The following is a 13,049-nucleotide window of genomic DNA, read 5'->3' on the forward strand; positions in this document are numbered from 1 at the left end:
ATGGAGCAGGTGGTTGTGTCGCTTAAATCTTTTTGTGTGTGAGGATTGAGCAAGCTCCTGGCATCCTAGCAACCACTGGATTTTTCATGCAGCGCAAGGAACCGTCGGATTGGTAGAATTTCAAGAAATTGCCTTTGGCAGCGAGGCTTATCAGCAGGCTCGAATACTGCGTGAGCAGGTGCTGCGGGCCCCTTTGGGGCTAGGGCTTGATGCATCAGATCTCGAGGGTGAAGATCGCCAACGGCATTTTGTGGCGCTGCGGGAAGGGCATGTCTGCGGCACCTGTATCTTAAAACCGGAATCTGCCGCTGGTCGTGTGGAATTTCAGGTGCGACAGATGGCTGTCGAGCCCTCGTTGCAGGGGCAGGGTGTCGGTCAACAATTGATCGAGTTCTGTGAAGCTGCCGCTCGAGAAGAGGGTGCCCAGCGGCTGTGGATGGCCGCACGCCAGTCCGTCCAGGATTTCTACGGCAAGTTGGGCTACCTTTCGGTGGGGGAACCTTTTAACAAACTGGGTGTTCTTCATTGCGTGCTGGAAAAGCGCTGGCCAGAAAACAAGAAATAGCCGGAGTAAACGATGTCTGACTTTAAAATATGGGTGGATGCCGATGCCTGCCCCGGCGTTATTCGCGAAATCCTGTTTCGCGCGGCCAATCGCGCCAAAGTGGCTTTGACCCTGATTGCGAATCAACCCTTACGCACTCCGCCATCGCTGTGGATTTCTTCCGTGCAGGTGGCTTCAGGCTTCGATGTTGCCGATCATGAATTGGTGCGCCGCTGCGAAGAGGGGGATTTAGTCATCACCAGTGATATTCCCCTTGCCTCTGAGGTGATCGATAAGGGGGGGATGGCGCTCAGTTTCCGCGGTGAGCGTTACACCAAAGACACGATAAAAGCCCGCCTGAACATGAGGGATTTTATGGAGACTTTGCGCTCCAGCGGCATTCAGTCCGGTGGACCAGCCGCATTGAATCAAACCGACCGCAAGGAATTTGCCGATCAGCTGGATCGGATTCTGGCAAAGGCAAAGCGATCAGCATCCAAGTGATGGTCGTTTCATCGTTGTAAACACCATTCTTCGAAAGTCAGTGTCTATTCCCTAAGCCTGGGTTTGGAAAAAACTGTTGCACACGGTAACTAAATGACGCAATAATGCTACCGGTGGCAGGCTGTTGTCAGTAATCGAATACAAACAAACAGACGTTTGTTCCGGTGGTCGTGTAACTCTGGTTGTTAACCGCTCCGAGCCTGCACCAAAAATAATTATAAGATGGTAAGGATCAGCCTACATGACGTTTCAAAGACATATTCTATGTCAGAGTATCGGCGCGCTTACGGCGTTGATGTCTGCATCTCCCAGTATTTTCGCCCAAGAATCGACGGATTCTGACAACAAAGAACTAATGGAAGAGGTTGTCGTAAGCGGTTATCGAGACTCCTTGGCAAAAGCCATTGATCAGAAGCGCGAAGCGGTCAATGTCCGGGAATCCATTATGGCGGAGGATATCGGTAAGTTTCCCGATCTGAATATCGCTGAGTCCATTCAGCGCGTTCCAGGCGTCGCCATTTCTCGTGAAGGTGGAGAAGGTCGCCAGATCACGTTGCGAGGCCTGGGGCCGTCGTTCACTCGTGCGACGCTCAATGGCATGGAAGTGCCTGCCAGTACCGATGGGCTTGATTCCGGTGGCGGCATGAACAGCGGTCGCTCTTTCGATTTCAATGTTTTCGCGTCGGAATTGTTCAATCGTGTAGATATACAGAAAACCACGACTGCCTCTATGGAAGAAGGCGGTATCGCGGGTACGGTTGATCTCTACTCCGCAAAACCGTTTGATTTCGATGGTTTTAGTGCCTCCGTTTCGCTGCAAAATGGGTACAACGATTTGACCTCAGAAAACGATCCCCGCTTGGCGGTGATGATGAGCAATACCTTCGCCGACAATACCATCGGCGCGTTGTTTTCCGTGGCATATTCTGAACGCACGGTGAGGCAGGAAGGCTTTGGCACTGTGCGCTGGACCACTCCGGTATTGACCGGTGATACTTACCCGGCGTCTGCATTACCGGAAATAATTGGTGATATTGATGTGGGAGATTGTGCGCTGGACGGCGTCGCTGTAGACCCGCTCAACTGTGTTTGGTCACCTCGATTGCCACGTGCGGATTTTTTCGGCAATGAACAAGACCGTCTTGGTGTCACCACGTCACTGCAGTTTCGGCCCACCGATCGTATCGAGTTAACGCTAGATCTGCTGTATTCAAAGCTGGATAACGAGCGTACCAACTACAATTCCATGGAGTGGTTTCTGACCCACGATGAGGTAGTGCCTCTGTCTGTCACCATGCATCCCAATGGTCGTCAGATGCTGGGTGCGACCTTCGACAATGTCGAATCATGGATCGAAAGCCGCGAACAGAATTCTGATACGGAATTCCGGCAGATTGTCTTCTCTGGTGAATACGCGATTACCGACAGCCTGACGCTGAACGGCATGGTTGGCTCAGCGAGTTCAGAAGCTTACCGTGAAGAATACCGCTTCTATTATGTCTCTGAGCCACACATTTATTCTTTTGATTACAGCAATGACCCTTACATTGCGGACGTCGCCTTCGGTGAGGGCTACGATTATTATGATCCCGCCAATTACACGGTCAATGCAGCAACGCTGCAGTCCAATGATGTTGATCGTGATAACTTCACCACCAAGTTCGACCTGACTTTTGACCAGGATACGTTTTCTATAAAAACGGGTTTTGCGTACAACGATCGCGACGTGGAATCTCGTTCCGGTGTCGGTAATTATCCCGATCCGTTTTCGGCAGTCGGTTATACCACGGACTTTCCTTTCTCTGATTTTGGCGATGGGTTGGATAACGATCTTTTGCCGTTTTTAATCGCCGACTTTGATGCGCTGTTTGCCGATCGTATCGAGCGCGGCTATACCGATAATCCCAACGATGCCTGGATCGTCGGCGAAGAAACTCTGGCGGTTTATCTCGAATTCAATGCGGACTTTGAGTTGGGTGACATGTTGCTAAGAACCAACTTTGGTATGCGCTATGTGAATACAGACTCAACATCGACCGGTTGGCTGAACGGCAATAAGGTAGAAGTCGAGCACAGCTATGACAACTTCCTGCCGTCGATGAACTTTGCCTTAGAAGTCACCGATGATCTGATCACCCGCTTGTCTTTTGGGCGCAGTATGACGCGGCCGAGCCTGAACTCTCTCAATATTGCCAACCCGGGTTTTGGCTACACCACGCGGACGGTCAGCATGGGTAACCCCGAGCTGGATCCCTATGAGTCTAACGACATTGATGTCGGGGTCGAATGGTATTTCGCGGAGGAAGCGTTGCTAGCGGCGACCTGGTTCTACAAAGATGTGGAGACGTCGTTAATCACTGACGTGGTAGAAAAGCTTATCGACGAAGAATACTGGGCTGCGATCTACGCGGATCCTGAGTATGACGAATCCTATAATGCTGATCCGGCGACGGTACCTTATACCCACTATATTCCCGTCAATGATACCGAAGGGTTCGAAATCAAAGGCTATGAACTGATTTATCAGCAGCCATTTTTCTTTTTGGAGGGGGGGCTCAGCAATTTCGGGGTTGTTGCAAACTATACCCATGTCTCTGCGGGGGATATGACCGGCCTGTCTGAGGAGTCCTACAATGTCACCCTCTACTATGAGCAGGAGCAATTTGGCGCACGCATCTCCATGAACAGTCGCGATGACTATTTATTGTCTTCGCCCGGCGGCAACGGTCACGTGGAAGAGATTAAATACGGTCCTACCCACGTGGATTTCTCCTCCTTCTACAATCTCAATGATAATCTGACCTTTACTTTTGAAATCATTAACTTAACCGACGAGGAAGAGCGCATTTATGGCACTGGCGATGATGGGACTTACGAGTTAACCCGCGAATACAATCATACTGGCACCCAATTCTTCCTTGGAGCCAGGTACACCTATTGATTTGATCGAATATTAAACAGTTTCTCCCGGAAGCAGTAAGGTCAGGGACGACCACCTTTAAATTTCGTTGATCGATGGGTGCCTCGGTTCGAGCCTACCTCAAAAAGCGTTTTAACATCATGAGTGAATGCCTTTAAACTGTCCCTCCGGGCGCCAAGCCATTGCGATGGTGTCTTATTATGCAAAAAGGGCAGAATTTAGATGAAAGTTTACGGAGACCGAAAATCCGGCAATTGCTATAAAGTCCAGCTGGTCTGTGCGCTTCTGGCGATAGATTACGAGTGGATTGATATAGACATCATGGCGGGCGAGACCCGTAAAAAGAAGTTCCTGAAAAAGAACCCAGCGGGGAAAATACCCTTGTTGGAGTTGACCGACGGCAGATTGCTGTCTGAATCTAATGTCATCATCAACTACCTGGCTTACGGCAGCGACCTCCTACCCAGAGATGCGTTTGAAATGGCCAAGGTGATGCAATGGCAATCGTTCGAGCAGTACAGTCACGAGCCCTACATTGCCGTCAATCGCTTTATTGCCAAATATCAGGATATGCCCAAGGAGCGTCGTGCACAGTACGACGCCAATATCCCCAAAGGGTATGACGCGCTGAAGGTCATGGAAAAGCAATTGCAGGAAACGGACTTTCTTATGGGGCGCTTCCTGACGACCGCTGATATCAGTCTGTACGCCTATACTCACGTTGCCGACGAAGGTGGATTCTCTCTGGATGATTATCCTGCCATTCGCGCTTGGATAGAGCGCATTGAAGATTTTCCCCGTTTTGTCTCAATGAAGACCTTTAGCGAATCGACGTCTTGATCGACTGATCGAAGATGACGCGCTGGTTTGGATGCTAGGTTATCTATAATTCACGTTACCGCGGTTGGCGCTCGCTTCCTTACCCGTATCTGTCTGAGGGGGCCATTGGTCCCCAATGATAAAAATACTTGTCCAGTTTTCGGTTGTTGCAAAACTAAGCTAAACGCTATGGTTTCTAGCTCGACACATGAGGAGAGCCAGAATGGGGCGCATCACCGACCCGGCAACCATTGACCGCTATTACGAAGCCTTGGTTGCCAGGGATCCACAATACTTGGGCAGTTATTTTGTCGGCGTAAAAACCACGACGATTTTTTGTATAGCGACCTGCCGGGCACGTAAGCCTAAGCCTGAAAATGTCGAATTTTTCTCCGAACTGAAAGATGCCCTGGACCATGGGTATCGCCCTTGTAAAGTGTGTCGACCCACCGAGCATGCCCATGAGGCGCCTCCCCAAGTACTGCAAGCATTGCACTTGTTTCGACAACAGCCAAAACAGAAAGTGAAAGACCAGCAGCTTAGAGAGGCGGGCATCAGCCCCGAGCTCGTGCGTCGTTGGTTTAGCAAACACTATGGCATTACCTTCCAGGCATTCCAGAGAATGGCGCGTATCAATGGCGCCGTTGAAGAATTGCAGGCGGGAAAAACCACAATGACAACGGCTTTTGACGCTGGCTATGAATCCCTGAGTGGATTTGGTTACACCTATCGTAAGGTTACCGGGCAGTCGCCTTCTGAGCGAGATCGTATGCCGCCCATCTGTTTGACGCGACTGACAACGCCACTAGGGCCAATGTTTGTTGCTGCAACAGAAATGGGTGTTTGTCTGCTGGAATTTGTCGATCGGCGGATGCTGGAAACCGAATTTCGGGATCTTCAAAAGCTTTTAAAGACGACGATCATAATGGGCGAAAACGCTCATACGCACCAGTTGCAACGAGAGTTGGAAGAATACTTTGCCGGTCATCGAAAGGGATTTGATGTGGCTCTCGACCTTCCCGGAACGGAATTTCAATGCGCTGTTTGGCAAGCGTTAAAGACGATTCCCTTTGGTGAAACCCGCAGTTATCAGCAGCAAGCGAATTATTTAGGTAAGCCTGCTGCCGTTCGCGCTGTTGCTAATGCAAATGGTGCCAATCGAGTCGCCATAGTCATTCCCTGCCACCGGGTTATCGGGAAGAACGGAACCCTAACCGGATATGGCGGTGGATTGGAGCGTAAACGATGGCTGTTAGAGCACGAGCAGAAATCTGAGGTTTAAGTAGTAGACACAAGGCATGCGGGATGAATTGCCCATCTAAATCTGTCGGTTTAGTCAGATATGTTAAGCTTCTGGCTTTTATCTAATTCGACCAGATCCTCCGGAGCTTTCATGCGACCTCCCTACCTGTTATTCGGCCTTTTAGCCCTGTTTCCTGCAAGCCAGATAGCCGCGTCCCCTGATCAGAATTCTGAATCAAAATCTTCATCCAAAGAGGCAGCGGCCGTTGATGCTCAGAGCGTAGATGATAAGCCGTCATGGGATATCGATGGCGCTCAGGGGGGCACGATCAAGCCGGTGAGTTTTTCGACAAAGGAAGGCACATGGATGAATCTGGATGTCAGCCCCGATGGCAGCCAGCTGGTATTTGATTTGTTAGGCGATATCTATACCTTGCCCATTGAGGGCGGTAAGGCGACGCGTTTGCGCGGCAGTCGCAGTATGGACGTGCAGCCTCGGTATTCTCCGGATGGCTCACGTATCGTTTTCGTCTCCGATAAGGCGGGTGGTGATAACCTCTGGACGATGGCTGCAGACGGCAGTGATTTGCAGCAGGTGACGGACGAAGACTTTCGGCTGCTAAACAATCCGGATTGGTCGCCCGATGGCGATTGGCTGGTGGCTCGAAAGCACTTTACCTCTGAGCGTTCGCTGGGAGCAGGGGAGCTGTGGCAGTTTCATCGCAGTGGTGGCAAGGGCATGCAGCTGACGGAGCGTAAGAATGATCAACAGGATGCTGGTCAGCCAGTGTATTCTCCAGATGGAAAGTATATCTATTTCAGTGAGGACATGAGCGGCGGCACGACCTTCCGCTACAACAAAGATGCTAATGAGGAAATCTATCGAATTCGTCGTTTGCATCGAGACAGCGGTGTTATCGATGAGTTGATCACCGGACCGGGGGGCGCGATTGCTCCGACACCGTCGCCGGATGGTAAAACGATCGCTTTTGTTCGGCGCCAGCGCGACAAATCGGTTCTATTTCTTTTTGATACAGACAGTGGCCGACAGTACCCTGTTTACAATAACTTGAGCCACGATCAGCAGGAGGCCTGGGCGATTTTTGGTCCCTACCCAAATATGTCCTGGACGCCCGCAGGTGATGCGCTTGTGTTCTGGGCACAGGGTAAGATTCATCGCTTTGATCTTGCATCCCAAGAAGTGAGCGAGATCCCTTTCGAGGTCACGGTGGATACCACTGTGGTGAGTGCGGTGACGCACGATTACGATCTGACTGCAGACACGTTTCCTTCAAAAATGCTGAGTGACGCAGCGACGTCACCGGACGGCAAGTGGCTGGTGTTTCATTCTGCCGGTTATTTGTGGAAAAAACAGTTGCCAAATGGTGAGCCCGAGCGAATCACTAAAGGTGGCGATTTCGAATATGAACCTGCGTTTAGTCCGGATGGAAAGTCGCTAACTTACGTAACTTGGAGTGATCGGGAGTTGGGCGCCGTTCATACAATAAGCCTTAACGGTCGCAACAACAAAACTCTGACTAACGCACCCGGTTACTACCGCGAGCCGCGATTTTCTCCAGACGGCCAGCGCATTGTCTATCGAAAGGGGCAGGGTAGTGCGGCTTTGGGGTATGTTTATGGTATGGAGCCGGGACTCTATTGGATTCCTGCAAAAGGCGGTGAGGCTCAGTTCATTACCCGCGACGGTCGCGAGCCTTTCTTTGAAGCCGACGGTGATGGGGTGGTTTTTCTGACCGGAGCGGATCTGGAAAAGCATCTGGTGCGCAGTGATCTCTCTGGCGCAAATACGCGGACGTTGATGAACCTGAAATACATCAACCATCTGGCGCCAAGTCCTGATAGTCAATGGATAGCGTTTAATGAGCTGCACCAGGGTTACGTGATGCCGCTGCCGAAGATTGGCTTGCCGATGACTCTGGACAAAGACAGCGAGGCGCTGCCGATTCGTAAACTCACGGTAGATGTGGGTACGGATTTACATTGGTCTGGAAATCAGCAGCTCCACTGGCTGGTTGGTGATTCCTATTTTACTCAGAATCTCGATGACGCTTTTGCTTTTCTGGGCGATAAGGATCTTGAGCCTACAAAGCCAGAGAATCTGGTTGGTATCCCCGTGGGTTTGAATTACACCGCGGATAAGCCTCAGCAACATCTGGCATTAACCAATGTGCGCATTCTTACCATGAATGCTAACCGGGATGTTATTGAATCGGGCACGGTATTGATTCGCAACAATCAAATCGAAGCCGTCGGTGCGAATATCGACATTCCCGAAGATGCTGAGCGAGTTGATGCTGCCGGTAAAACCATTGTACCCGGCTACGTCGATGTCCACGCTCACGCGGGGCATTTTCACGAAGGCCCTGTACCGCAAAGTTACTGGCCTTACTATGCCAACCTTGCTTATGGCATCACGACAATTCACGATCCGTCCGCGAACACCGAATTTGTGTTTACTCAGAGTGAGATGGTTCGCAATGGCACTCTCGTCGGTCCACGTGTTCTGTCGACGGGCACGATTCTTTATGGGGCCGATGGTGATTTTAAAGCTGTTGTGAATTCTCTCGACGACGCTCGTTCCCATGTACGTCGTATGAAAGATGTGGGCGCACTGTCGGTGAAAAGTTATAACCAGCCCCGTCGCGATCAGCGTCAGCAGATCAATGAGGCAGCGCGAGAAGAAGGCTTATTGGTCGTTATGGAAGGGGGATCTACCTTTTACCACAATCTCAGCATGATTTTTGATGGCAGCACCGGTATTGAACACAATATTCCTCTGGCGCCTCTCTATGACGATGTGATGCAACTGTGGCAGCAAACGGATGTCGGGCTGACACCGACGCTGGTGGTGAATTATGGCGGCCTGTCAGGTGAATACTGGTGGTATGAGCACGATGATGTGTTTGATGCTGAGCCTCTGGTGAATTTTGTCCCTCGACCAGATTTGGATGCTCGTGCACGTCGACGGCAGAAAACCCCAGAAGAGGAGTACTTTCATATTGAGGTTGCTAAATCCGTGAAGGCGCTCGCCGATGCGGGTGTGGGAGTTCAGGTCGGCGGTCATGGCCAGATGCAAGGTTTGTCGCCTCATTGGGAAATGTGGTCTTTGGCCCAAGGCGGCATGACGCCGATGAATGTGCTCGCAGCCGCAACCATCGATGGCGCAGAATATCTGGGGCTGGATGCGGAATTGGGTTCCGTTGAATCGGGCAAGCTCGCTGACCTGGTCATCTTGAATGAAAATCCTTTGGAGGATATCCGCAATACTGACGATACCGCTATGGTGATGATCAACGGGCGGCTCTACGATTCCCTCTCCATGAACCAAATGTTCCCGGATAAACGAGAGCGTCCGCTGCTCTGGTTTGAGAGGGAAGGTGCGGCTTTTGATAGCCCATCAGCAGGGGATGGCGCAGGATATTCTGGCGTTGCTCACGAGCACTAAAGGTGTTTGGTTTTCGTCCGGTGTATTGGTTAGGGTGATTTTTTTTTAAATAAGTGGGTTTGCCCTCTATCGCCGGGCGGGCGAGTTCCTTTTCTTTACGCGAAGAAAAGGAACCAAAAGACGCGCCCCCAAAGCTTGACGCTTTGAAGGGGGTAGTCGTTCTGGAATATCTTTCTGTTTTCTGATGCATTGGTTGGTGGATTTAGGGTAGGTATTGATCGTCTCTCAATCCAGCGCTAGTGCATTTGGTGAATGAAACGGATTTGCCCTCCATCGCCGGGCGGGCGAGTTCCTTTTCTTTACGCGAAGTAAAGGAACCAAAAGACGCGCCCCAAAGCTTGGCGCTTTGAAGGGGTTAATCGTTCTGGAATATCTTCTTGTTTTCTGATGCGTTGGTTGGTGGATTTAGGGCAAGTATTGATCGCCGCTCAATCCAGTGTAAGTGCATTTCGTGAATAAATGGGTTTGCCCTCCATTGCCGGGCGGGCGAGTTCCTTTTCTTTTCGCGAAGAAAAGGAACCAAAAGACGCGCCCCCAAAGCTTGACGCTTTGAAGGGGTTGGTCGTCCTGGACATTGGTTCTGTTTCCTGAAGCCTTGAGTGATTTGAAAACTGATGTAGCGAACTGTGGCGCGCAACGCTCGTTGCCACAGTCTGCAACAGATGCATAACTCTGCTCCTCTATATTTTCTCTAGATATCAACCGGTTGAGCGCACTGTGTCGCAGGCATAGTAATTGCGGGTGGCGATACACCGCGCCCGAGTAAGGCGTAGCCTAAAACAACAAAATGAGGAGTGAACCAAGCATGGGTAGTGAAAAAACTGCACGTGAGAGAGCCGTACCGCGTACCGTGACGTCGCCGAAAAAATTTGTCATCGGCAAGGGCTTGCTGACGCAAATGCAGGATTACGTAAAAGATTTTGGAGACAGCGCCTTCATTATTTGTGACGAGTTTATTCTTGAGCGCGTAGCAGAAGAATCCGCGGCAAATTTACATAAAGCCGATATTCGCACAACCATCGAAAAATTTGCGTATGAATGTTCACAAGAAGAAGTCACCCGTTTGGGGCAGTTGGCAATAGATGCAGGTGCGAACGTGATTGTTGGCGTCGGCGGGGGGAAGACGCTGGACTCTGCCAAAGCCGTTGCTTATCACCACAAATTGCCTGTGGTGCTGTATCCGACCATTGCCTCTACTGATGCTCCGTGTACCGCCTTGGCGGTGATCTATACCAAAGACGGAGAGTTTGATCACTACTTGTTCTTACCTCAAAACCCGGATGCAGTAATCGCAGATACAGAAATCTTGTGTGCTGCGCCGGCTCGTTTCTTTGCTGCGGGTATTGGTGATGCGCTGGCAACCTATTTCGAAGCTCGTGCCTGCTATGCATCGGACGGTGTGAACTTGGTGTTGAAGCGGCCCTCCCGTGTTGGACTCGGTTTGGCACAATTGTGTTTTCAGCTGTTGAGTGAAAATGTTGAGGCCGCCATGGATGCCGTTAAGAATCAGTTGGTAACCCCTGCATTGGAACAAACCATTGAAGCGACGATTTACCTGAGTGGTACCGGGGCCGAGGCGGGTGGTTTGGCTGCGGCGCATGCTGTTAACAACGGCATGTCTGCGGTGCCGGATCTGCATCATGTACAACACGGTGAAAAAGTGGTTTTTGGTCTGTTGACTCAATTGGTGTTGGAGAATGCTCCGACGGAAGAAATTGATGAGGTGGTTCGAATTATCAAAACTGCCGGTTTGCCACTGACCCTCGCCGATATGGGATTGAAAAACTTTGTGGAGTCTGAATGGCGGACGGTTGCGAAGATTGCCTGCGCTGAAGGCGATACGATGGGCAATATGCCAATGACGTTAACGGAAGATGATGTCTACCACGCCATGCGTGCCGCGAATGCGATGGCGGAGCGGTATAAAGCAAAAGGCTGATCTAACGCGTCGGGGAAGCGCTATTTGAGCTTCCCTTGCTCTTCTAGGGTAAAGATTCCCCACTGATAACTATCTCGCCAGCCATTCCAGCAATGGATGGCCCGCCCACAAAGAACCAATCATCAAAACACTCCATAGCAAACTCAAAGGCATAATAACCAGTCTGCTGTCGGCCTTCTGTGAGGGCAATTTATTGGAGTCCTTGAGTTCTTTTGCCAACCAGGCTTTGCGGGAGGCGAGTGTTTTTTCCGCGGTTGATTCATCCTGGCAGGTGCGGCAGTGGTTTTGAAAGAGCGTCTCAGGGGGCGCAAAGTTCTCGAATGCTTGTGCCGCCAGACAGTCGCAGGCGATTTCCGTCAAATTGATGTAGTCTCTCCGCAATGTTTGGCGCCATCTTGAGGGCCACAGGCTACTCGCCCAAAAGAGCAGCCACTTGCGCAGATTGTCACGACGGCTGGCATGAGCCATCTCATGCGCGACGACGAATCTCAGTTCGTCGTCGGTCAGTTTTGTCTTTAATCCTTCTGATAGGTAGACGGTAGGTTTCCAGTAACCAACACACCAGGCAAATGCCGTATCGGCAGGGACCAGTCGGTAATTGCTGTCGGGTTTATTGGATAGGTGAAACAGCATTTTCTCTAGGCGCCGCCCGCCGCTGGTCTTGACGGTAATCAAGAGCAACGCCAACAAACAGGCTGCCAGCGCGAAAAACATGGCAGACAGTCCCACAATCGTGTGCCCAGACATATGTAAGGGGTGGGGGCCGCATTCCTGGCCATGGCAGTGTACTGGCCACAGCGCAGAAAACTCGTTCGGAAAAAACAACAGAGGCAACGCGCTTAGCGCGGTCATGGCAGGCAGCAGGCTGTACAACAGTAAAAAGAGGGACGATTGCTCGCTGGAAAGGTGCCGAAATAGCGGGGGCAGCCAGCGGTAGATGCTCGCCAATAGTAGCGACATTAGCAGCGTTAGGGTTACGAAGCTCAGAAGCCAATGGCAGAGACTGATGAATACGTCAGGCATCTGGTGTGCCCTTCGGTTGCAGGACTTCAGACTCGATATCTGTAGTATTTGACGTGCCAGCGTTCGTTACGGGAAGCTCTTTTTCTGCATCGACAGACGTGTTCGTGACGGAGAACAGAGCGCGCAGAGGGCCTGGAACAGAGTTGCCGGTGTCTTCTTCTACAAAATCAAAAAAACCGGAAATCATCGGTGCCAAATCGCCATCGCTCACCTGGCTGGCAATTTCCGCCAGCAAGCGACTGATAATTGTGCTCTGGTCAATAAGCGCCCAATACACATACTGTCGCCCGTCTTTTCGACGCGCGACCAAACGTTTGCGATACAGGCGCTCCATGGTGCTTTGAATCGTGCTCAGTGACAGTGCAGACGATTTCTGCAGAGTTAATACTTGGGAGGCGGTTAGCTCATTCTGTTGCCACAGCGCTTTTAAAACCTGGAGTTCTCGTTCTCCGAGAACGGGGGCTGCTCGTTTCGCACTGCGACCCTGTAACCACTGGCGAATCCCTGACTTTTTTACATCCATTGGCGAAAACCGATCTGTTCTCGGTGTTGGTACGTCGACACATAATAACGGTTTTTACAAAGTAACCAA

The 13,049-nt window shown here is 51.0% G+C and carries 9 protein-coding genes; 7 read left to right on the plus strand and 2 right to left on the minus strand.

Going from position 1 to position 13,049, the window contains the following annotated elements:
* Positions 1 to 109 precede the first annotated feature (109 nt).
* The 7 genes from ACXAFR_RS04305 to ACXAFR_RS04335 all read left to right on the plus strand — a co-directional run bounded on the left by ACXAFR_RS04305 (position 110) and on the right by ACXAFR_RS04335 (position 11,434).
* Entirely contained in the window at positions 110 to 565 is a 456-nt protein-coding gene (locus ACXAFR_RS04305; RefSeq protein ID WP_475172448.1) for a GNAT family N-acetyltransferase, read from the plus strand.
* Positions 566 to 577: 12 nt separating this feature from the next.
* Positions 578 to 1,048, plus strand: a complete 471-nt coding sequence (locus ACXAFR_RS04310; RefSeq protein WP_475172454.1) for a YaiI/YqxD family protein — start codon at positions 578 to 580, stop codon at positions 1,046 to 1,048.
* 241 nt (positions 1,049 to 1,289) lie between these two features.
* The gene (locus ACXAFR_RS04315) at positions 1,290 to 3,989 is read left to right on the plus strand and encodes a TonB-dependent receptor (RefSeq protein ID WP_475172457.1); all 2,700 of its coding nucleotides are present in this window, start codon (positions 1,290 to 1,292) and stop codon (positions 3,987 to 3,989) included.
* Positions 3,990 to 4,190: 201 nt separating this feature from the next.
* Positions 4,191 to 4,808 (plus strand): glutathione S-transferase family protein, encoded by a 618-nt coding sequence (locus ACXAFR_RS04320; protein WP_475172461.1) that lies wholly within the window; start codon positions 4,191 to 4,193, stop codon positions 4,806 to 4,808.
* Positions 4,809 to 5,010: 202 nt separating this feature from the next.
* Complete coding sequence (locus ACXAFR_RS04325) at positions 5,011 to 6,069, plus strand: bifunctional transcriptional activator/DNA repair enzyme AdaA (RefSeq protein ID WP_475172463.1); 1,059 nt, start codon at positions 5,011 to 5,013, stop codon at positions 6,067 to 6,069.
* A 111-nt stretch (positions 6,070 to 6,180) separates the two neighbouring features.
* Positions 6,181 to 9,495 carry an amidohydrolase family protein gene (locus ACXAFR_RS04330; protein ID WP_475172466.1) on the plus strand — a complete coding sequence of 1,105 codons (3,315 nt, stop codon included), beginning with the start codon at positions 6,181 to 6,183 and terminating at the stop codon, positions 9,493 to 9,495.
* 805 nt (positions 9,496 to 10,300) lie between these two features.
* Positions 10,301 to 11,434, plus strand: coding sequence for a glycerol dehydrogenase (locus ACXAFR_RS04335; RefSeq protein ID WP_475172471.1), 1,134 nt, complete (start codon positions 10,301 to 10,303; stop codon positions 11,432 to 11,434).
* Positions 11,435 to 11,503: 69 nt separating this feature from the next.
* Here the strand turns inward: ACXAFR_RS04335 and ACXAFR_RS04340 are convergent, their stop codons facing one another.
* Positions 11,504 to 12,457, minus strand: coding sequence for a M56 family metallopeptidase (locus ACXAFR_RS04340; protein WP_475172473.1), 954 nt, complete (start codon positions 12,455 to 12,457; stop codon positions 11,504 to 11,506).
* A complete protein-coding gene (locus ACXAFR_RS04345) occupies positions 12,450 to 12,980 on the minus strand; it encodes a BlaI/MecI/CopY family transcriptional regulator (protein ID WP_475172477.1) in 531 nt (176 codons plus the stop codon). The genes ACXAFR_RS04340 and ACXAFR_RS04345 overlap by 8 nt, the downstream gene beginning before the upstream one ends.
* Between the last annotated feature and the right edge of the window lie 69 nt (positions 12,981 to 13,049).

Source organism: Pseudomaricurvus sp. ABR4_320 (assembly GCF_056159445.1).

Bases quoted from the DNA above. Each gene is read 5' to 3' on its own strand.
- ACXAFR_RS04310 (WP_475172454.1), top strand. From the start codon at position 578: ATGTCTGACTTTAAAATATGGGTGGATGCCGATGCCTGCCCCGGCGTT.
- ACXAFR_RS04315 (WP_475172457.1), top strand. From the start codon at position 1,290: ATGACGTTTCAAAGACATATTCTATGTCAGAGTATCGGCGCGCTTACG.
- ACXAFR_RS04320 (WP_475172461.1), top strand. From the start codon at position 4,191: ATGAAAGTTTACGGAGACCGAAAATCCGGCAATTGCTATAAAGTCCAG.
- ACXAFR_RS04325 (WP_475172463.1), top strand. From the start codon at position 5,011: ATGGGGCGCATCACCGACCCGGCAACCATTGACCGCTATTACGAAGCC.
- ACXAFR_RS04330 (WP_475172466.1), top strand. From the start codon at position 6,181: ATGCGACCTCCCTACCTGTTATTCGGCCTTTTAGCCCTGTTTCCTGCA.
- ACXAFR_RS04335 (WP_475172471.1), top strand. From the start codon at position 10,301: ATGGGTAGTGAAAAAACTGCACGTGAGAGAGCCGTACCGCGTACCGTG.
- ACXAFR_RS04340 (WP_475172473.1), bottom strand. From the start codon at position 12,457: ATGCCTGACGTATTCATCAGTCTCTGCCATTGGCTTCTGAGCTTCGTA.
- ACXAFR_RS04345 (WP_475172477.1), bottom strand. From the start codon at position 12,980: ATGGATGTAAAAAAGTCAGGGATTCGCCAGTGGTTACAGGGTCGCAGT.